We start from the raw sequence: 19,801 nt of genomic DNA on the forward strand, positions 1-19,801 counted from the left end.
AGCTTCGCTTTAGCCGCGCTAAACTGAAATCATGATCCAGCCTCCGCTGCCCGCGCTCCGGGCCTTTGTCGAAGTCGGCCGGCGCGGCGGCGTCAAGGATGCTGCCGCCGCGCTTGGCGTCACGCCCGGCGCCGTCAGCCAGCAGGTGAGGGCGCTCGAACTGCGGCTCGGCGTGGTCCTGCTTGAACGCTTGCATAGGGGCGTCCGCCTGTCGGCCGAGGGCGAGCGGCTGTTTGCGGCGCTCGATCCGGGCTTTCGGCAGATCGAGGATGCGTTGCGGCCCTATGGCGGGCGGCCGGGGCGGACCAACCTCCTGACCGTTACGACCACGCCGTCCTTTGCGGCGACCTGGCTCGCACCGCGCCTCGGCGCCTTCGCGGCTGTTCATCCGGATATCGAGGTCAGGTTGCTGGCCGGCGTGGGGCTTGCCGATCTGCATGGCGGCGAGGCGGATCTCGCGATCCGCCATGGCGGCGGCGACTATCCGGGCCTTGTGAGCCTCCGCCTGTTCGACCCGCATCTCGTCGTCGTCGCGAGCCCGAGACGCCTCGCGGAGGGCCCGCCGGTCCGGCGTCCGGCCGATTGTCTGGCGCATCCGCTGCTGCAGGATCGCAACCGCAGAGATTGGAGCCAATGGGCCGAGGCGTCGGGCGCGGGGGCGTCGCCGCGCTGGCGCGGCGGGTCCATCTTCGCCGATGACGCACTTCTGATCCGCGCCGCGATCGCGGGGCAGGGCCTTGCGGTGGTGCGCGACATCTATGCTGCCGACGAACTCGCCGCCGGCCGTCTCGTCCGCGTGCTGGCGAATACGGCACCGACCGCCGACGCCTATTTCCTCGTCGCCCGGCCCGACCGCATGGCGCAGCGAAGCGTCAAGGCGTTCAGGGACTGGCTTCTCGGCGCCGTCGAGGCCTTCGCGGCGGCCAACTGACGCGAAGGCTCAGCCTTCGATCGATTCGCGCAGCATTTCGAGTTCGAGCCATTCCTCCTCCGCGGCCCCGTGCTCGGCCTGCGCCGCGGCGAGGCGGGCGGAGGCGGCGTCGAAGCGCTTGCGATCACGGGTGTAGAGGTCCGGCTCGGCGAGCGTTGCCGCGAGCTTGGCGATCTCGGCATCCAACTTCTCGATCCGCGCCGGCAGCGTCTCCAGCGCATGCTTCTGCTTGAAGGAGAGCTTGGCTTTGGCGGGCGCGCGCGGGGCGGCGGCTGCCTTCGGCTCGTCCTTGCGATCGGCCTTGGTCACCGTGCGGGCCGGTGCCGTGGCGCCGCGCTGGGCCAGCATGTCGCTATAGCCGCCGGCATAATCGGTCCAGCGCCCGTCGCCCTCGGAGACGATCACCGAGGTCGCCACGCGATCGAGGAAGTCGCGGTCGTGGCTGACGAGCAGGATCGTACCCGTATAGTCGTCGAGCAGTTCCTCGAGCAGGTCGAGCGTTTCGAGATCGAGATCGTTGGTCGGCTCGTCGAGGACGAGGAGGTTCGAGGGCTTGGCGAGAGCCCGCGCCAGCATCAGACGTCCGCGCTCGCCGCCCGAAAGCGCGCTGATCGGCGCGCGGGCCTGTTCGGGCTGGAAGAGGAAGTCGCGCATATAGCCGATCACGTGCCGCGCCTCGCCATTGACGATTACCGTGTCGCCGCGCCCGTCGGTCAGTGCATCAGAGAGCGTCATCATCGGATCGAGGCTGTCGCGCCGCTGGTCGAGCGTCACCATCTCGATATTCGTGCCGAGCTTGATGCGGCCGCTATCGGGCGCGAGCACGCCGGTCAGAAGGCTGAGCAGCGTCGTCTTGCCGGCGCCGTTTGCGCCGACAAGCGCGACGCGGTCGCCGCGCTGAATCCGAGTCGAGAAATCACGCACGATCTCGCGCTCGCCGAACGCCTTGGAGATCCCGATCGCCTCGACGACCGACTTGCCCGAGACGTCGCCCACGCTGGCGCCGAACTTGACCTCGCCGACCTGCCGCCGCTGCTCGCGCTTTTCGGTGCGCAGGCCCTCGAGCTTGCGCAGGCGCCCCATATTGCGCTTGCGCCGTGCCGTGACACCGTAGCGGACCCAGTCGAGTTCCTGCGAGATCTTGCGGTCGAGACGCTCGCGCTCCTTCTCCTCCTCGTGGAGGATGGCGTCGCGCCAGGTCTCGAACTCGGCGAAGCCCTTGTCGAGCCGGCGCGTCTGGCCACGGTCGAGCCAGACGGTCGCGCGCGACAGCCGCTCCAGGAAGCGGCGGTCATGCGAGATCAGGACGAGCGCCGAGCGCATGGTGCGCAGCGTCTCTTCGAGCCATTCGATCGCCGGCAGGTCGAGATGGTTGGTCGGCTCGTCGAGCAGCAGCACGTCCGGCTCGGGCGCCAGCGCCTTGGCGAGCGCGGCGCGGCGCGTCTCGCCGCCGGAAAGCCGGTCCGGCGTCTCCTCGCCCGTCAGGCCGAGCGCTTCGAGCAGCATGGTCGCGCGGTGCGGATCGTCGCCCGGTCCGAGGCCGTCCTCGACATAGGCGCGCGTGGTCGCGAAGGCGGAAAGGTCCGGCTCCTGCGGCAGGTAGCGCACCGTGGTCCCCGGCTGCAGGAAACGCTTGCCCGAATCGGGCTCGACCAGCCCCTCGGCGATCTTGAGCAGCGTCGACTTGCCGGAGCCGTTGCGCCCGACGAGACAGAGCCGCTCGCCGGCCGAGACGGCGAGGGAGGCGTTTTCGATGAGCGGACGGCCGCCGAAGGTGAGGCGGATATCCTGCAGCAGGAGAAGCGGTGGTGCCATGGCGCGGGTTTAGGCTGCCGCAACGGCGCGGGCAAGCGCCGCGGCGACGCTTTCTCGCGGGCGAGGCCTGTGTCGCGTGGGCAATGGCCCAAGGCGGGCAACTGCCCTATCTTGCCTTGAATGGCTCTGGGAGGACGGCTTGGCTGAGAAGGCCGATGCGGACATGCGGGCGCGGGAACTCGCCGCGCTGCTGGCGGATGTGGCCCAGCGCAAGGAAGCCGCGTTCCGCCGTCTCTATGAGCGCTCGTCAGCGAAACTCTTCGCGGTGATCCGCCGTATCACCGTCAGCGAGGCCGCGGCGGAGGAAGCCTTGCAGGAGGCGTTCCTGCGGATCTGGGACCATGCCGACCGTTTCGATCCGGCGCTGGCGTCGCCGATGACGTGGATGACCACGATCGCGCGGCACACGGCGATCGACAACATCCGCCGCAGCAGCGAGCGGATCGCGTCGACGGCGGTGGCGATCGACGAGCTTCTCGCCGATCGGCTGGCGGCGCCGGAGGTCGTGTCGGACGTGCTCGCCTCGCGCGAGCTTCGGCGCTGCATCGACGGGATGGAGGCCGACCGGCGCGGCATGGTGCTGCTCGCCTATTGCTATGGCTGGAGCCGGGAGGAACTGTCGCGCCGGTTCGACCGCCCGGTGGCGACGGTGAAGACCTTGTTGCGGCGCAGTCTGATGTCCTTGAAGGAGTGCCTCGGTGGCGGATGACGAATTGGAGGGTCTGGCGGGGGAATATGTCCTCGGGACGCTCGACGCATCCGAGCGGAACGAGGTCGAGGCGCGGATGCATCGCGAGCCGGTCCTCGCCGCCGCCGTCGCGAAATGGGCCGAGCGCCTGCAGCCTCTGGCCGACCTCGCCGGGGAGACGGAGCCGCCGGCGACCGCCTGGTCCGGTCTTGCCTCCCGGCTCAGCGCCGAGCTCGGCGATCGTGTGGTCCGTCTGAGGCGCTCGGTGCGCCGCTGGCGTTTCGCCACGGCCGCGGCGCTCTTCGCCGCCTCGATCCTTGCCATCGTGATCATCGGCGAGCGCCAGGGCGAGCCGGAGCCCGGCGCCAGCTATGTGGCGATCCTGGGCGGACAGGGCGGCGAGCCGGCCTTCGTCGCCTCGGTCGACACGGAGGCGCGGACGATCCGTCTGCGCCGTGTCGGCCATGCGCCGCCGTCCGATCGCAGCTTCGAGCTCTGGCAGGTGCCCGCCTCGGGCCCCACCGTATCGCTCGGCACGGCCGACGCGATTTCGGATTTGAAGCCGCTGAACGTGGCGCTGAAGCCGGGTGAACTGCTGGCGATTTCGGTCGAGCCGAAGGGCGGATCTCCGACCGGGAAGGCCACGGGGCCGGTTGTCTTCACGGGAACACTGCTGCCGGCGGAATGAATGCGATCCGGCGTTCGATCTTGCGGTCGCAACCCGAATGGCGCGAGATCGTTGTGGGGAGGAACGGGATGTCGGCAGGGCTGGGTGGCGTAGCTCAGAGATGGTAATGCGTGAAACAGCCCAAACCGGCGACGGCGTCATGTCGGAGCTTCCGGCGTTCCTGTCGCGCGGCGGCGAGATCGCTCGCATCATCGCTGCCCATCGCTGGGACACGACGCCGGTCGGCGCGATCGAGACATGGCCGCCATGCCTGTGCTCGATGATTTCTTTCATGCTGTCGTCGAATTTGCCGATCACGCTGCTTTGGGGCGAAGACGGCGTCATGTTCTACAATGCCGGCTATGCCGAGATCGCCGGACGCCGCCATCCGTCGATTATGGGTTCGAAGGTCCTTGAAGGCTGGCCGGAGGTCGCGAGCTTCAACCGCCACGTTCTCGAATCGGGCTTTCGGGGCGAGTCGCTCGCCTTCGAGGACCAGCATCTCGTCCTGATGCGCAACGGCGTCGCCGAGGATGTGTGGCTCGACCTCGACTATAGCCCGGTCTTCGACGAAGCGGGCAAGCCGGCCGGGGTGCTGGCGATCGTGCACGAGACCACGCGTCGCCACTTCGCGGAGGCCGAGGCGGAGCAGAACCGCGAGCGCCTGTCGCATGCGCTGAATGCGGCGGGCGTCATCGGCATCTGGGACTGGCATCTCGAAACCGGCAACATGTTCACCGACGAGCGCTTTGCGGAGTTCTATTCGGTCAATGCGGAGCGGGCGCGCCATGGCGTGCCGCGGTCGGAATTCATGGCGGCGATCCACCCCGCCGACCGGGACGATGTCGAGGCGCATGTGGAGGCGGCGGTCGCGGATGGCGTCGACATCGCGCTCGAACATCGCCTTCTCCATGCCGACGGCTCGATCCGCTGGGTCATGGTTCGCGGCACGGGCTTTCGCGATGCGTCCGGGCGGGTCGTCCGTGTCTCCGGTGCCGCGGTCGACGTGACCGATCGGCGTGTCTCGGACGAGAAGCGCCGGCTGCTCGTCCGCGAACTGCATCACCGGATCAAAAACACCTTCGCGATCATCGGCGGCATGGTCACCATGACCGCACGTTCGGTGCACAGCGTCGATGAGATGGCCAATGTGCTGCGGGGCCGTCTGGTCGCGCTCGCGGCGGCGCATCAGCTGATCCGCCCCGCCATCACCGCCGAACTGGACGAGGTCGAGCAGACGACATTCGTCGATCTCTTCCAGGCGATCCTGGCGCCCCATCTGGTGCGGAGCGACCAGCTGGTCATCGAGGCGCCGGAGATCGAGGTCGGCGTCGTGGCTGCAACGAGCCTTGCGCTGGTGCTGCACGAACTCGCGACCAATTCGACCAAATATGGGTCGCTCTCGGTGGCGGATGGCACGCTGACGATCCGCGGGCGCCAGGCGGGCACGAGCCTGCGTCTCGACTGGATCGAGGCCGGTGGCCCGCCAATCTCCGGCCCGCCGCCGCATCAGGGGTTCGGCAGCCGCCTCGCCAGCATGAGCATCGCCGGGCAACTGGGCGGCGAGATCGAATTCCACTGGCAGGAGAGTGGCCTGCATGTGGTGATGTTGATCCCGATGGAGCGCGTGATCCGATAGCGACCAGAGCGCCGCGGCCGAACGGCCGCAGCCTTTGTCATCGAGCGATCAGGCTTCGATGCGTCACGCGACGGCGCGGCGCAGACCTTCGATCCACGTGCCGAGCCGGTTCAGCGCCTCGTCGAGGATCTCGTCGCGCTTGGAAAAGCAGAAGCGGACGAAATGCGATGGGCCGTTCTCGGCATAGAAGGCCGAGACCGGAACTGCGGTGACGCCGGCTTCGACCGTCATGCGGCGGCAAAGCTCGACATCATTGGCGCCGAGACCGAGCGGGGCGACGTCGGCGGATACGAAATAGGTGCCCCCGCAGGGCACGACGCCGAAACCGAGCCGCTCCAGCCCGGCGGCGAGCCGGTCGCGCTTGGCCGCCAACGCGCCGGACAGCTCCGCATAATAGGCATCGTCCTTGGCGAGACCGGCCGCAACGGCCTTCTGCAGATGCGGCGGCGTCGTGAAGGTCGTGAACTGATGGGCCTTGGCGATCGGATCGAGCAGGGCCGGCGCCGCGGCGACATAGCCGACCTTCCAGCCCGTGAAGGAGAAGGTCTTGCCGGCCGAGCCGATGCGAATGGCGCGCTCGCGCATGCCCGGCAGGGTCATGAGCGGGATATGGCCGCGGCCGTCGAAGCGGATATGCTCATAGACCTCGTCGCAGATCGCATAGGCATCGAAGCGCACGCAAAGCTCGGCGATCGCCGCCAGTTCCTCCCGGCTGAACACCTTGGCGGCCGGGTTCATCGGGTTGTTGAGCAGGATGGCCTTGGTCTTGTCCGAAAACGCGGCTTCGAGCGCGGCGACGTCGAGTTTCCACTCCGGCGGCGTCAGGCGCACCAGCCGCGGAATGCCGCCGGCGCGGCGCACGAGCGGCAGATAGCAGTCATAGAGCGGCTCGATCAGCACGACCTCATCGCCGGGCTCGATCAGTGCCGTGATGATGTCGGAGAGCGCTTCGGTCGCGCCGGAGGTAACCAGGATCTCGCGCTTCCAGTCGAGATCGAGACCGTAGAAACGACGATCCACATCCGCGACGGCCGCGCGCAGCTCGGGCAGGCCCATCATCGGCGGGTACTGGTTCGGGCCCGCGACGAGCGCGTCGGCGGCCAGACGGCGGAGATCCTCCGGACCGTCGACATCGGGGAAGCCCTGGCCGAGATTGATCGAGCCATGCTCGATCGCGAGACGCGACATGACTTCGAAGATCGTCGTCGGCAGGCCCGTATAGACGGGATTGGTCGTCTTCATGGAAAGCTCCGCGGAGTGGCGGACCATAGGTCCGTGAAATTTGCCGCGCAAGCAATCCTGTCCTAGTGCCGGCTTATCCCGCAGAACGAAATTCTCCCGGTCCGATCACGCGCTCGTGATCGGTCATTTTGATCCGGCATGAAACCGCTCTGCATCGGCCTCCGTATAAGCTCATGTGATCGGCGAATTCGGGAGTTCCGAAGAGGCCGAAATCCATATGCAGCAAGATGTCGTCGAATAAGAAAAAGACGACTTAGATCATGAGAAACGGACATTCTGGCGTCGGTCATCCGATCTGCTCCGGAATGACGATGGATGCGATCGGGGTATTTTATCGCCGATCGAAATTCGGGAGAAGAAAAATATGAGCGCCTTTTCGAATGCTATCCGGGCTGCGGCGATCGCCGCGATCGCCGTCACCGGCACGGTCGCCGTGACCAGCCCTTCCTTCGCCAAGACCGTGATGGTCGGCGGCGCGCCGATGTATCCGAACAAGACCATCGTCGAGAACGCTTCCACCGCCAAGGACCTGACGACGCTCGTCGCCGCGGTCAAGGCGGCCGGTCTCGTCGAGACCCTGTCCGGCCCCGGTCCGTTCACCGTCTTCGCGCCGACCAACGCCGCTTTCGCCAAGCTGCCCAAGGGCACGGTCGAGACGCTGGTTCAGCCCGCCAACAAGAAGACGCTGACCGCGATCCTGACCTATCACGTGCTGCCCGGCCATGTGTCGGCTGCCGACATCGTCGCCGCGGTGAAGAAGGGCGGCGGCAAGGCCGAGTTCAAGACCGTCAATGGTGAGTCGCTGACCTTCATGGTCAAGGGCAAGAACGTCTGGATCATGGATGCGAAGGGCGGCAAGTCCAAGGTCACGATCCCGAATGTCGAGCAGTCGAACGGCGTGGTCCACGTCATCGACACCGTGCTTCTGCCCGGCTGATGCAATCCGGCTGACCGGATGCGAGCGGCCCGGTCTCCGGGCCGCTTTTTTCGCAAGGTCTTCCGGTCGCGCGCGGCCCCGTGGGCCGCGCGTCGGCGGCGCCGTCCCGGTCCCGCCCCCGAATTGCCGGGGCGGCGTCCCTTTGTAGAATGCGCTCAGGCCGCCGGCTTCTGCACGAAGCCAAGGCGGCGATTGAGCGCTTCGATGAGTTGCTCGGCGGCTTCGGGGATGACGGTGCCCGGCGGGAAGATGGCTTCGGCGCCAGCTTCGCGCAGCGCATCGAAATCCTGCGGCGGGATCACGCCGCCGACCACGATCATGATATCGCTCCGCCCTGACGAGGCGAGCGCGTCGCGCAGCGCCGGCACCAGGGTCAGATGCCCGGCGGCCAGCGACGAGACGCCGACGATATGCGCACCCTGCGCGATCGCCTCGCGGGCTGCTTCCTCAGGCGTCTGGAAGAGTTCACCGATCTCGACGTCGAAGCCGAGATCGCCGAGCGCCGACGAGACGACCTTCTGGCCGCGGTCGTGACCGTCCTGGCCCATCTTGGCGACCATGATCTTGGGCCGCCGGCCTTCATTATCGGCAAAGGCTTCCGTCATTGCCTTGAGGCGCGCGATCGCGTCGCTGTCGCGGCTCTCGCGCGCATAGACGCCATGCACCGCCTCGACGCGGGCATGATGACGGCCGAACGCCGTTTCAAGCGCCGCGCTCATTTCCCCGACCGTGGCCTTGGCGCGCGCGCAATCGACGGCGAGCGCCAGCAGATTGGCCTTGCCGCGCGCTCCTTCCGCGAGCGCATCGAGCGCAGCACGCGTCGCTGTTTCGTCACGCTCGCGCCGCAGCTGTTCCAGCTTGGCGATCTGCGCGGCGCGCACAGCTGAATTGTCGATCTTCAGCACCTCGACGGGCGGCTCGCCCGCGACACGGTAGCGATTGACGCCGACCACGGTCTGTTTGCCGCTGTCGATCCAGGCCTGCGTGCGCGTCGCGGCCTCCTCGATGCGCAGCTTCGGTATGCCCGCCTCGATCGCCTTGGCCATGCCGCCCAGCGTCTCGACCTCCTCGATATGGGCGAGGGCACGCGCCGCGAGATCGGCGGTGAGCCGCTCGACGAAGCACGAGCCGCCCCAGGGGTCGATGAAGCGCGTGGTGCCGCTTTCCTTCTCCAGGATCAGCTGCGTGTTGCGAGCGATGCGGGCGGAGAAATCCGTCGGCAGCGCCAGCGCTTCGTCGAAGGCGTTGGTGTGCAGCGACTGCGTGCCGCCCTGCGTCGCCGCCATCGCCTCGATGGCGGTGCGGATCACATTGTTGAACACGCCCTGCGCCGTCAGCGACCAGCCCGACGTCTGGCAATGCGTGCGCAGCGAGAGTGACTTGTCGCTCTTCGGCGCGAATTTCTCGGCGACGAGCTTCGACCAGAGCAGGCGGCCGGCGCGCAGCTTGGCGACCTCCATGAAGAAGTTCATGCCGACCGCCCAAAAGAAGGAGATCCGCGGCGCGAAGGCATCGACATCGAGCCCGGCCGCCACGCCCGTGCGGATATAGTCGAGCCCGTCGGCGAGCGTATAGGCGAGCTCAAGGTCGGCCGTCGCGCCGGCCTCCTGCATGTGGTAGCCGGACACCGAAATCGAATTGAACTTCGGCATATGCGCCGAGGTGAAGGCGAAGATGTCCGCGACGATCCGCATCGATGGCTCGGGCGGATAGATATAGGTGTTGCGGACCATGAACTCCTTGAGGATGTCGTTCTGGATGGTCCCGGAAAGCTGCTCGGGCATCACGCCCTGTTCCTCGGCCGCGACGATATAGAGCGCGAGGATCGGCAGCACCGCGCCGTTCATCGTCATCGATACGCTCATCTTGTCGAGCGGGATGCCGTCGAAGAGCTGGCGCATGTCGAGGATCGAATCGATCGCCACGCCGGCCATGCCGACATCGCCGGCGACGCGCGGATGATCGCTGTCATAGCCGCGATGCGTGGCGAGATCGAAGGCGATGGAAAGCCCCATCTGCCCGGCGGCGAGATTGCGCCGGTAGAAGGCGTTCGATTCCTCCGCCGTCGAGAAGCCGGCATATTGCCGGATCGTCCAGGGCTGCTGGACATACATGGTCGGATAGGGGCCGCGCACGAAAGGCGGTAGGCCGGGATAGCTCCACGGAAAGTCGAGCCCGTCGCGATCCTGCGCGCCATAGGTGGCCTTGACCGCGATGCCTTCCGCCGTCTGCCAAGCCTCGCCGGGCTCGTCCGCTGCAGCGGTTTCGATGGCGAAGGGCAGGGTCGAGAAATCGGGGATCGCGCTCATGCGGCCTCGCTTTCAGCCGCCTGGCTGAGCCGGATCGAGGGCAGGGCGAAGGCGGGCTCCTCCGCCTGCGACGCGGGGAAGGGCGCCTCGATGTCGGGCGGCAGCGATGCCGGCGCGGGAAAGATGTTGGTGCCGACGATCGCGACCACGCCGTCGGCGATTGCGGCGAGGCGCGCGGCCCGCTCGGTGGCGATCCGTCCCTGCAGTGCTCCGGCCCTGAGCGACGCGGCCAGTCCCCCCTCCGCCTCGATGGCCTGGAAGCGTCGCCAGGCCTCGGCGGCAAGATCCTCCGTCAGCGCCTCGATGCTGCCCGATCCAGCTGAGGGATCGACGACCCGATAGAGGTTCGCCTCTTCGAGCAGGATCGACTGCGTGTCGAGCGCGAGGCGCCGCGGCACCGCTCCGGCGAGCCCGAACGGCGCGGTGAACGGCAGCACCGCGAGGCTGTCGGCGCCGCCGGCGCCAGCCGCGAAGGCGGCGATCGCAGCGCGGATCAGGTTGGAATAGGGATCGCGCCGCGTCGTCATGCGCCAGCTCGTCTCGCCATGGATGCGGATTGGGCCGGCCGTGAGGCCCGACGCGCTCCGGATCCGCCGCAGCATCAGCCGCGCGGCGCGGAACTTGGCGATCGTCATGAACTGGTCGCTGTCGGCCGCGAGCACCGCCTCGATTGCCGCGCCCGTGACGTCATCGCCGAGGCCGGCCTCGGCGAGCAGGCGGAGATAGGCGACATAGGCCGCCGCGACGAAGGCGAGTTCGCTCGCCACATCCGCGCCGGCCTCATGCGCGCGTCGCCCATCGGCGGCGAGGAAGGGGCCGCGAAAGCGCTTCGTGGCGAGCCGGGCGACGAGCGCGCCGATCGCCGCGCGTGTCTGCGGCCAACGATCGAAATCCTGACCGCACGCGGCATATGCCGAAAGCGGATCGATGCCGAAGGAAAGCTGCATCAGCGCCGGATCGATCCGCCTGGCCTCCGTCTCCGCGGCGAAGCGTGCCGCGATGTCGGCGCCGTCTATGCCGGTTTCGAGGCGGATCGGGCAGGCGTCGATGACGACATCGCGGAGAAGATCCGAAAGATCGTCGGCGGCTATGCCGAAGCCGCGCGCGCCCGGCGCATCGCTAAAGACCAGAGCGAGACCGTCGGCGCCGCCGTTCAGCGCTTCGAGCGAGAGGGCGGCGGACCGTCCGGCATCGGGGTGATCGATGCGCTGCAGCCGCATCCAGGGCGTCGCGGGCCGATCGAATGCGCTGACAGGCGCAGCGGGCGGGGTGAGGGGATCGATCGCGAAACCCTCGGCTGTGTTCGACACGAGATCCGAGAACGGACGCCCACGCAGCCCCTTTTCGACAAGGCGGCGCCATCCGGCTTCGGCTTCTGCCGCCGCGGCGGCATGTCCTGCATGTGTCATCGGCGTCACGCGACCCGCGGGATTCTCCCGAACCCGCGACACGGTGGCGCCGCAGGTCATGGCTGCGGTTATAGGCGCCGCGCCGAACCCGCCGCAATCGCCATCGCGTCGCGGCTGATTCAGGAGCGCCGGGCCGGCCTCGTCAGTAGGTGAGGACCGGCGGAAGGCTCTTCGCCTGCTCAACCCAGTCCGCGACCTGCTTCTCGGACGGAAGCTGGCGGACGAGCTTCCTGGCCTCGTTCACCTCGGCCATCTTGGCATGCAGATTGTCGGAGCGGCGCGTCTTGAGCTCCTTGACGGTGTCGACGCCGGCCGCTTCGAGCAGTTCGGAATATTCCTCCGCCACGCCCTTGATGCGCATCAGGTCGGACATGTTCGCCCATTTGAGAATGCGGGATTCGTCGAGCCCCGTCTTCTCGGCGAGCGCCTTGCGGCCCTTCGGATCCTTCGCGGCGTCGAGCAACCCATCGGTCGTGCTGATTCCCGCAGCCTTCAGCTTCTCGGCATAGGCCGGGCCGATACCTTCGATGTCTATGATCGGATAGGACAATTTCTTATCTCCTTTGTCCGGGACTCAAAGTGGCGGGAAGTCTGGCGCAGATGTTCCAACGGCGCGATGATCCTGGCAAGGCCGGTGATCGGCAAGGGGCTGCCATGTTTGTGCTTCGAACATGTGGTCCTGTAGGTTCGGGAGATCGCGGGGTCTCGCTTCGACTGTACAATGGGTTCAAGAACGCATGCCGATGCTTCAAGCCGACAAGGTCTATCTCGGGACGAGCGAGAAGCCGGAATATCTCCTTCTGCCGCTCGCCAACCGGCACGGTCTGGTCACCGGCGCGACCGGCACGGGCAAGACCGTCACGCTGCAGGTGCTCGCGCAGGGCTTCTCCGATGCCGGCGTGCCGGTCTTCTGCGCCGACATCAAGGGTGATCTCTCCGGCATTGCCGAACCGGGTGAGCCGAAGGATTTCCTGGCCAAGCGGGCCGCGCAGATCGGCTTCGCGGACGAATACAAGTTCAGCGCCTGCCCGGTGATTTTCTGGGACCTGTTCGGCAAGGCCGGGCATCCGATCCGCACCACGATCAGCGAGATGGGGCCGCTGCTTCTCTCGCGGCTGATGCAGCTCAACGAGGTGCAGGAGGGCGTGCTCACCATCGCCTTTCGCATCGCGGACGAGAATGGCTGGCTGCTCTTGGACATGAAGGACCTCCGCGCGATCCTCAATTACCTCGCGGACAATGCGGACACGGTTTCGGCCAAGTACGGCAACGTCACCAAGGCGTCGGTCGGCGCCGTCCAGCGCGGCCTGCTCCTGCTCGAAAACCAGGGCGGCGATGCCTTCTTCGGCGAGCCGGCGCTGGAGATCAAAGACATCATGCGCACCACGGTGGACGGGCGCGGCATGGTCAGCGTGCTGGCCGCTGACCAGTTGATGTCGTCGCCGCGGCTCTACGCGACCTTCCTGCTCTGGCTGATGTCGGAACTGTTCGAGCAACTGCCCGAGGTCGGCGACCCGGACAAGCCGCGGCTCGTCTTCTTCTTCGACGAGGCGCATCTCCTGTTCGACGAGGCGCCGAAGCCGCTGCTCGACCGCATCCAGCAGGTCGTGCGCCTGATCCGTTCCAAGGGTGTCGGCGTCTATTTCGTGACGCAGAACCCGCTCGACGTGCCCGACACGGTGCTCGGCCAGCTCGGCAATCGCGTGCAGCACGCGCTGCGCGCCTATACGCCGCGCGACCAGAAGGCGGTGAAGGTCGCGGCCGATACGTTCAGGCCCAACCCCGCCTTCTCGACGATGGACGCGATCACGCAGCTGGCCGTCGGCGAGGCGCTGGTCTCGACGCTCGAGCCGAAGGGCGTCCCGAGCATGGTCGAGCGGACCTGGATCCGTCCGCCATCCTCGCGCATCGGCCCCGTCACCGACGCCGAGCGGGCGCGGATCATGGCGACCAGTCCCGTTGCGCTCGCCTATGACAAGACGGTCGATCGCGAGTCCGCGTATGAAATCCTCGGCGCCCAGGCGGGCGGCGATGCGGCGCCAGCGAATGGCGGCACGTCCGGCGGCGACGCCGCGCAGGGCGGCGGCATCGACCTCGGCACGATCCTCGGCTCGGTGCTCGGAACCAACCGTAAGCGCGGCGAGCGCTTGACCGCGACGCAGCGCGTGGCGCGTCAGGTGACGCGGACGGTCACGAACAATGTCGCCGGCCAGGTCGTCGCCAATGTCGGCAAGTCGATCGGTGAAACGATCGCCGGGCCTTCGGGCGGAAAGATGGGCGGTTCGATCGGTCGCGCGATCGTCCGCGGCATGCTCGGCGGAATCTTCCGCGGCAACTAGCGGAGCGTGGTTGTGACGAGGCTGTGTAGACACTATCCTGTGGCTGTCTACACAGCGAGGTCGTCATGCCGCTGAACATCCGCGACGAGGAAGTCAACCGGCTCGCCACCAAGCTGGCGCAGATCAGGGGCGTCAGCAAGACCGACGCCGTACGCCACGCGCTGGAGAACGAGCTTCGAAGGCCCCCGAGCGAGCTTCCGCTGCGGGAGCGTTTGAAGCCGATCCAGGACCGTGTTCGGGCTCGAAAGCCCACGGGCCAGGCGGCCGACAAGGCGTTCTACGATTCGCTGTACGACGAATGATATTCGTCGATGCCTCCGCCCTGGTGGCAATGATCGTCGGTGAGCCCGATGCTGCCGTGCTCGCCGACGCGCTCGATGGCTCGGCGGCCGCCTTTACGTCGCCCATCGCCATCTTCGAGGCGGTTCTCGGCGTTCGTCGGGTGCGAAGCTCGACCCTGGCCGAAGCACAGAGCGACGTCGACAGCGTCTTGGATGCGGCCGGCATCGAAGTCGTGCCGATCCATCCCACGACAGCCAAAGGCGCGCTGGAGGCCTTCGCCCTCTACGGCAAAGGCCGAGGCCATCCGGCGCAATTGAACATGGGCGATTGCTTCGCCTATGCGATGGCGAAATCGCGCGGGGCCGCCTTGCTCTTCAAGGGCGATGACTTCGTCCATACGGACATCCGCTCCGCCGTCGCATCCTCCTGAGCGCTCCGGCGATCCATAGCGTTTGCCGCCATCTTCCTTTTATGCGGTCGGGAGCGTATCAGCAGGACGCGCCTCCCACCCATTCGTCCGCAAGGAGCCAGCCTTGTCCGACCGTCTCGCCGACGTCCTCGCCTATATCGATACGCATCTGGACGAGAGCCTCGAGCGGCTCTTCCGCCTTGTCGAGATCGAGAGCATCTCCACCGATCCGGCCTATGCGGGACGCTGCGTCGAGGCGGCCGAGTGGCTCGCCGACGCGCTCGGCGCCATCGGCTTCGACGCTGCGGTCCGTCCGACGCCCGGCCATCCCATGGTGGTCGGCCATGCCTCCGGCGGTGCCGGTCCGCACGCGCTCTTCTACGGCCATTACGACGTGCAGCCGGTCGATCCGATCGCGCTGTGGCATGCGGCGCCGTTCGAACCGAAGATCGTGACAGCGCCCGATGGCAAGAAGCAGATCGTCGGCCGCGGCACCTCCGACGACAAGGGCCAGCTGATGACCTTCGTCGAGGCGTTCCGCGCCTGGAAGGCGGTCACCGGCGAATTGCCAATCCCCGTCTCCGTCATGCTGGAGGGCGAGGAGGAATCGGGCGGCAAGAACCTCGTCCCCTTCATGGAGGCGAACCGCGACGAGCTGAAGGCCGATGTCGCCTTCATCTGCGACACCGGCATGTGGGACAAGTCCACGCCGGCCATGACCACCATGCTGCGCGGGCTGGTCGGCGAAGAGATCATCATCACGGCCGCGTCGCGCGATCTGCATTCCGGCCTCTATGGCGGCGCGGCGCGCAATCCGATCCAGGTCCTCGTCTCGATCCTTGACGGGCTGCGCGATGAAACCGGCCGCGTGACGCTGCCGGGCTTCTATGACGGCGTCGGCGAGCTGCCCGAGGCGATCCGCAAGCAGTGGGAGAATACCGGCTTCGATCCGGACGCCTTCCTCGGCGAGGTCGGGCTGTCCGTTCCCGCCGGCGAGGCCGGACGCTCGGTGCTGGAGCAGCTCTGGGCGCGGCCGACCTGCGAGATCAACGGCATTTCGGGCGGCTATACCGGCAACGGCTTCAAAACCGTGATCGCGTCGAAGGCCTTCGCGAAGGTCTCGTTCCGTCTCGTCGACAAGCAGGATCCGGAGGCGATCCGCGCGGCGTTCCGCGACTATGTGCGTTCGAAGATCCCTGCCGATTGCTCCGTCGAATTCGTTCCGCATGGCGGCTCGCCGGGCGTTCGCCTGCCGATCGATGGGGCGGCGCTCGTGAAAACCCAGGCCGCGCTGGCCGAGGAATGGGGCAAACCCTGCCTCCTGATCGGCTCGGGCGGTTCGATCCCCGTCGCCGGCGATTTCGCCCGCGTGCTCGGGCTCGACGCCTTGATGGTCGGCTTCGCGCATGACGACGACCGCATCCATTCGCCGAATGAGAAATACGATGTCGCCTCCTATCATGGCGGCATCCGTTCCTGGGCGCGCATCCTCGCGGCCCTTGCCGAAGGAGGCCGTTCTTGAAGGTCTGCGTATTCTGTGGCTCCAGCGAGGGCGTCCGTCCGCAATATCGCGAGGCGGCACTGGCGCTCGGACGGGCGATCGCCGCGCGCGGCGACGAACTCGTCTATGGCGGCTCGAAGGTCGGGCTGATGGGCGCCGTCGCCGATGCGACGCTCGGCGCCGGCGGCCGGGCGATCGGCGTGCTGCCGCGGGCGCTCCGCGACAAGGAGATCGCCCATGAAGGGCTGAGCGAACTCCACATCGTCGAATCGATGCACCAGCGCAAGGCGATGATGGCGGACCTTTCGGGCGCCTTCGTCGCGCTGCCGGGCGGCATGGGGACCTTCGAGGAGGTGTTCGAGATCTGGACCTGGGCGCAGCTCGGCTATCACCGCAAGCCGGTCGGATTGCTCGACATCGAAGGCTATTATGACCGGCTTCTCGCCTTTCTCGATCAGACCGTCGAGGAAGGTTTCGTCAAGCCGGAGCATCGCCGGATGGCGATCGTCGAGACCGATCCCGCTTTGCTGCTCGACCGGTTCGCGACCTATGAGCCGCCCACGGTCGCCAAGTGGATCAAGGCCGGCGAGCGCTGAGCGCCCGCCTCATTTCGCGCTGGCGATCGGCGGCAGGTCCTTGAGATAGGCCGCGATCGCGGCGCGGTCGGAGGCTGGCAGCTTCGCCATGTTCTCCTGCACCTCGACCATCGTTCCACCGACCGAATCGAAATCGGGCGTCATGCCGGTTTCGAGGAAGTTGGCGATGTCGTCTGCCGTCCAGTCGCCCATGGTGCTGGATCCGGGCGTTATGTTGGGGATGGTGCCCTTGCCGGACGGATCGGGCGCGCCGGCAAGCGCCCGCGAGCGGTCGAGACCGCCGATCGCGTTCCGCGGCGTGTGGCACTCGTTGCAGTGTCCGGGACCCTGGACGAGATAGGCGCCGCGATTGATCTCGTCGCTTTTCGAGGGATCGGGCGCGAAGGTCTCGCCGTCGAGATAGAACAGCTTCCAGAGGCCGACTCCGCGCCGGATCGAGAACGGGAACGGCAGTTCGTGCGCCTTGTTCGGTGTCGCGTCGGCGGGCAGCGTGTCGAGATAGGCCTTGAGGTCGACCAGATCGGCGACCGGCATGCGCTGGTAAGACGTGTAGGGGAAGGCCGGATAGAGATGCTCGCCGTCCGGCCCGAGGCCGCGCTTCATCGCATTGACGAAGTCGAGCGTCGACCAGTTGCCGATGCCGTGCACCTTGTCGGGCGAGATGTTCGGGGCATGGAAGGTGCCGAAGGGCGAGACGATCGGCTCGCCGCCGGCGAGCTTCAGTCGGTCGTCGCCCTTCGAGCCCGGCGCGGCGTGGCAGGAGGCGCAGCCGCCGGCCCAGAACAGCAATTCACCCTTGACGGGATCGCCCGCACGATCGGGAAGGACCGAGGCCGCAAGCGGCTTCGGCTCGGTCAACAACCAGAACGAAGCCGCCCCCACGAGGAGGGCGGCCACGATGACGAGCGCGATCCGGCGAAGCAGGGTGAACCTCGATCAGTCGGAGAGGCGGTAGGTCTGGTGACAGGCCTTGCAATTGGCGGCAACGGCGCCGATCGCCGGCTTGAACGCGTCCAGACCTCCATCAGCTGCAGCGGCTGCGGCCTTCGCGTCGCTCGCGAGCTTCGCCGCATGGGCCTCGAAATCGGCCTTGTCGGTCCAGACCTTGGGCGAGGCCTTGGTGTCGGCGCTCTCGGAGCCGGCCGGGAACAGCGTCGGGAACTCCGTCGCCTTCGCCACGATCGTCTCCATGGCCGCCTTGGCCTTGGCGGCGTCGAAATCGGTCTTGCCCTGCACCATGTCGAAGCCGGTCTTGAGCGAGCCGCCGATCGCCTTCATATCCGCCTCGCGCTGGGCGCCGAGATCGGATGCTGCGACCGCGGCGCTGCCTGTCGCCAGGGCGATGACGAGCCCGGCCGCAACCCAGATTCCTCGCATGGATCATTCCTTCCGTGGTGAGTACTGCCGCAGGACTGTCCCCGTAGAAGGTGACGCTTGCAAGTCGGAGCCGTTCTAATAACGCAAAGATGATGCTGCCGTGATGCACATTTCGGCGATGTCTTCGTTGTCGTTCCGCGATCCGGCAGGACGAGGGTCGCGTGATGGTGGGAAGGCACGCCGTGGGCGTTGCCCCCGCGCGGCGAGGTGCCTATGGTGCGTGCGGAACTCTTCCCTCCGGACGGCCGTTGTCGTGCTGTCCGACCCCACTGCATGCCCAAAGGAGTGCTCGCTATGGCCTTCGAACTTCCGCCGCTTCCCTATGACTACGAGGCGCTCGCGCCCTTCATGTCGAAGGAGACGCTCGAGTACCACCACGACAAGCATCACCAGGCCTATGTCACCAACGGCAACAACCTGCTGAAGGACTCGGGCCTCGAGGGCAAGAGCCTCGAAGACATCGTCAAGGAGAGCTACGGCAAGAATGCCGGCCTCTTCAACAATGCCGGCCAGCACTACAACCACCTCCACTTCTGGAAGTGGATGAAGAAGGGCGGCGGCGGCAAGTCGCTTCCGGGCAAGCTGCAGGCGGCGGTGGATTCCGACCTCGGCGGCTACGACAAGTTCAAGGCTGACTTCATCGCCGCCGGCACGACGCAGTTCGGCTCCGGCTGGGCCTGGCTTTCGGTCAAGGATGGCAAGCTGGCCATCTCCAAGACCCCGAATGGCGAGAACCCGCTGGTGCACGGCGCTACGCCGATCCTCGGCGTCGATGTGTGGGAGCACTCCTATTACATCGACTACCGCAACGCACGTCCGAAGTATCTCGAGGCGTTCGTCGACAGCCTGATCAACTGGGACTACGTCCTGGAGCTGTATGAGAAGGCCGTCTGAGGCTTCGCACGGCTGACGTGACAAGGGCCCCTTTCCCGACCGGGAGAGGGGCTTTTTTATGGGCTTTCGGGAGGCGGCCATGATCCAGGCGGTGTTCTTCGACCTCGACGAGACGCTGATCGACCGCGCGCCGGCGATCCGCGCCTTCGTCGTCGACCAGCATGCGCGCTGCGCGTCGGTGCTCGAGGCTGTCCCGCTCGATCGGTACAGGGACACCTTCCTCGACGTCGAGCAATTCGGGCGCATCCCGAAAAAGACGGTCTATCCGGAACTGGCGGCAAAGCTCGGCCTGCCGGAGAGCGCGGCGAAGATCCTGCTCGACGACTACACGGAATTCTATCCGCGCTACGCGACGCTCAGGCCGGAGGCAAAGCCGGCCGTCGAGACGCTCCATGGCCTCGGCGTGAAGCTCGGCGTCATCACCAATGGTGTCGCCGAGGTCCAGTACGGCAAGCTGGATTCGATCGGCCTGCGGCCGTTCTTCGAGGTCATCCTGATCTCGTCGATCGAGGGCGTGAGCAAGCCGGATGCCGAGATCTTCCTGCGTGCCGCAAGCCGGATTGGCGAGGCCGAGGGCGCCTGCCTCTATGTCGGCGACAATCCGCGCGTCGACATCATCGGCGCCGAAGCCGCCGGCATGCCGGCGGCCTGGCTGGAAAACCAGGAATCGCCCTGGCCGGCGGAAGTCCCACTGCCGCGCCGTATCCTCGCGACACTGGCCGATGTGGTGCCGCTGGTCACGGCCGCAGCGGGCGGGCGCTGATCG

Annotated in this window: 19 protein-coding genes; 12 read left to right on the forward strand and 7 right to left on the reverse strand. The window is 66.9% G+C overall.

Annotation, left to right across the window (positions count from 1 at the left end; translation table 11 throughout):
- Nucleotides 1-31 precede the first annotated feature (31 nt).
- On the forward strand, nucleotides 32-931 hold the full coding sequence (locus GGR25_RS08480) for a LysR substrate-binding domain-containing protein (protein WP_183398306.1): 900 nt from the start codon (nucleotides 32-34) through the stop codon (nucleotides 929-931).
- Nucleotides 932-940: 9 nt separating this feature from the next.
- Here the strand turns inward: GGR25_RS08480 and GGR25_RS08485 are convergent, their stop codons facing one another.
- The gene (locus GGR25_RS08485; protein WP_183398307.1) at nucleotides 941-2,746 is read right to left on the reverse strand and encodes an ABC-F family ATP-binding cassette domain-containing protein; all 1,806 of its coding nucleotides are present in this window, start codon (nucleotides 2,744-2,746) and stop codon (nucleotides 941-943) included.
- 139 nt (nucleotides 2,747-2,885) lie between these two features.
- Here GGR25_RS08485 and GGR25_RS08490 point away from each other — a divergent pair, with 139 nt between their 5' ends.
- From GGR25_RS08490 to GGR25_RS08500, 3 genes are all read left to right on the forward strand, one after another.
- Entirely contained in the window at nucleotides 2,886-3,455 is a 570-nt protein-coding gene (locus GGR25_RS08490; protein WP_246409364.1) for a sigma-70 family RNA polymerase sigma factor, read from the forward strand.
- Nucleotides 3,445-4,122, forward strand: coding sequence for an anti-sigma factor (locus GGR25_RS08495; protein ID WP_183398308.1), 678 nt, complete (start codon nucleotides 3,445-3,447; stop codon nucleotides 4,120-4,122). The genes GGR25_RS08490 and GGR25_RS08495 overlap by 11 nt, the downstream gene beginning before the upstream one ends.
- A gap of 106 nt (nucleotides 4,123-4,228) precedes the next feature.
- Nucleotides 4,229-5,740, forward strand: a complete 1,512-nt coding sequence (locus GGR25_RS08500) for a sensor histidine kinase (RefSeq protein ID WP_183398309.1) — start codon at nucleotides 4,229-4,231, stop codon at nucleotides 5,738-5,740.
- 63 nt (nucleotides 5,741-5,803) lie between these two features.
- Here the strand turns inward: GGR25_RS08500 and GGR25_RS08505 are convergent, their stop codons facing one another.
- A complete protein-coding gene (locus tag GGR25_RS08505; RefSeq protein WP_183398310.1) occupies nucleotides 5,804-6,982 on the reverse strand; it encodes an aminotransferase in 1,179 nt (392 codons plus the stop codon).
- Nucleotides 6,983-7,346: 364 nt separating this feature from the next.
- Between GGR25_RS08505 and GGR25_RS08510 the strand changes: the two genes are divergently transcribed.
- Nucleotides 7,347-7,919, forward strand: a complete 573-nt coding sequence (locus GGR25_RS08510) for a fasciclin domain-containing protein (protein ID WP_183398311.1) — start codon at nucleotides 7,347-7,349, stop codon at nucleotides 7,917-7,919.
- A gap of 155 nt (nucleotides 7,920-8,074) precedes the next feature.
- Here GGR25_RS08510 and scpA read toward each other — a convergent pair whose 3' ends face one another.
- From scpA to GGR25_RS08525, 3 genes are all read right to left on the reverse strand, one after another.
- Nucleotides 8,075-10,228, reverse strand: a complete 2,154-nt coding sequence (scpA, locus tag GGR25_RS08515) for a methylmalonyl-CoA mutase (RefSeq protein WP_183398312.1) — start codon at nucleotides 10,226-10,228, stop codon at nucleotides 8,075-8,077.
- Entirely contained in the window at nucleotides 10,225-11,637 is a 1,413-nt protein-coding gene (locus tag GGR25_RS08520; protein WP_183398313.1) for a methylmalonyl-CoA mutase family protein, read from the reverse strand. The genes scpA and GGR25_RS08520 overlap by 4 nt, the downstream gene beginning before the upstream one ends.
- 142 nt (nucleotides 11,638-11,779) lie before the next feature.
- Entirely contained in the window at nucleotides 11,780-12,187 is a 408-nt protein-coding gene (locus GGR25_RS08525; protein ID WP_183398314.1) for a DUF4332 domain-containing protein, read from the reverse strand.
- A 193-nt stretch (nucleotides 12,188-12,380) separates the two neighbouring features.
- On the opposite strand from GGR25_RS08525, the gene GGR25_RS08530 reads away from it, so the two are divergent.
- From GGR25_RS08530 to GGR25_RS08550, 5 genes are all read left to right on the forward strand, one after another.
- The gene (locus GGR25_RS08530; RefSeq protein WP_183398649.1) at nucleotides 12,381-13,976 is read left to right on the forward strand and encodes a helicase HerA-like C-terminal domain-containing protein; all 1,596 of its coding nucleotides are present in this window, start codon (nucleotides 12,381-12,383) and stop codon (nucleotides 13,974-13,976) included.
- Nucleotides 13,977-14,041: 65 nt separating this feature from the next.
- Nucleotides 14,042-14,278, forward strand: coding sequence for a type II toxin-antitoxin system VapB family antitoxin (locus GGR25_RS08535; RefSeq protein ID WP_183398315.1), 237 nt, complete (start codon nucleotides 14,042-14,044; stop codon nucleotides 14,276-14,278).
- Nucleotides 14,275-14,688, forward strand: coding sequence for a type II toxin-antitoxin system VapC family toxin (locus GGR25_RS08540; RefSeq protein WP_210299852.1), 414 nt, complete (start codon nucleotides 14,275-14,277; stop codon nucleotides 14,686-14,688). The genes GGR25_RS08535 and GGR25_RS08540 overlap by 4 nt, the downstream gene beginning before the upstream one ends.
- A gap of 103 nt (nucleotides 14,689-14,791) precedes the next feature.
- Complete coding sequence (locus GGR25_RS08545; RefSeq protein WP_183398316.1) at nucleotides 14,792-16,189, forward strand: M20/M25/M40 family metallo-hydrolase; 1,398 nt, start codon at nucleotides 14,792-14,794, stop codon at nucleotides 16,187-16,189.
- Nucleotides 16,186-16,764: an LOG family protein gene (locus GGR25_RS08550; RefSeq protein WP_183398317.1), complete on the forward strand. Its 579-nt coding sequence runs from the start codon at nucleotides 16,186-16,188 to the stop codon at nucleotides 16,762-16,764. Before GGR25_RS08545 ends, GGR25_RS08550 begins: the two co-directional genes overlap by 4 nt.
- A 9-nt stretch (nucleotides 16,765-16,773) precedes the next feature.
- Here GGR25_RS08550 and GGR25_RS08555 read toward each other — a convergent pair whose 3' ends face one another.
- Both GGR25_RS08555 and GGR25_RS08560 read right to left on the reverse strand, forming a co-directional pair.
- Nucleotides 16,774-17,661, reverse strand: coding sequence for a c-type cytochrome (locus tag GGR25_RS08555; RefSeq protein ID WP_380146350.1), 888 nt, complete (start codon nucleotides 17,659-17,661; stop codon nucleotides 16,774-16,776).
- A gap of 39 nt (nucleotides 17,662-17,700) precedes the next feature.
- Nucleotides 17,701-18,141: a c-type cytochrome gene (locus GGR25_RS08560; protein WP_183398318.1), complete on the reverse strand. Its 441-nt coding sequence runs from the start codon at nucleotides 18,139-18,141 to the stop codon at nucleotides 17,701-17,703.
- 294 nt (nucleotides 18,142-18,435) lie between these two features.
- Here GGR25_RS08560 and GGR25_RS08565 point away from each other — a divergent pair, with 294 nt between their 5' ends.
- Together GGR25_RS08565 and GGR25_RS08570 are read left to right on the forward strand one after the other, a co-directional pair.
- Nucleotides 18,436-19,035: a superoxide dismutase gene (locus tag GGR25_RS08565; RefSeq protein ID WP_183398319.1), complete on the forward strand. Its 600-nt coding sequence runs from the start codon at nucleotides 18,436-18,438 to the stop codon at nucleotides 19,033-19,035.
- A gap of 79 nt (nucleotides 19,036-19,114) precedes the next feature.
- The gene (locus GGR25_RS08570) at nucleotides 19,115-19,798 is read left to right on the forward strand and encodes an HAD family hydrolase (RefSeq protein ID WP_183398320.1); all 684 of its coding nucleotides are present in this window, start codon (nucleotides 19,115-19,117) and stop codon (nucleotides 19,796-19,798) included.
- The last annotated feature ends 3 nt before the right edge of the window (nucleotides 19,799-19,801 follow it).

The organism is Kaistia hirudinis (assembly GCF_014196455.1).
Lineage (GTDB): Bacteria > Pseudomonadota > Alphaproteobacteria > Rhizobiales > Kaistiaceae > Kaistia > Kaistia hirudinis.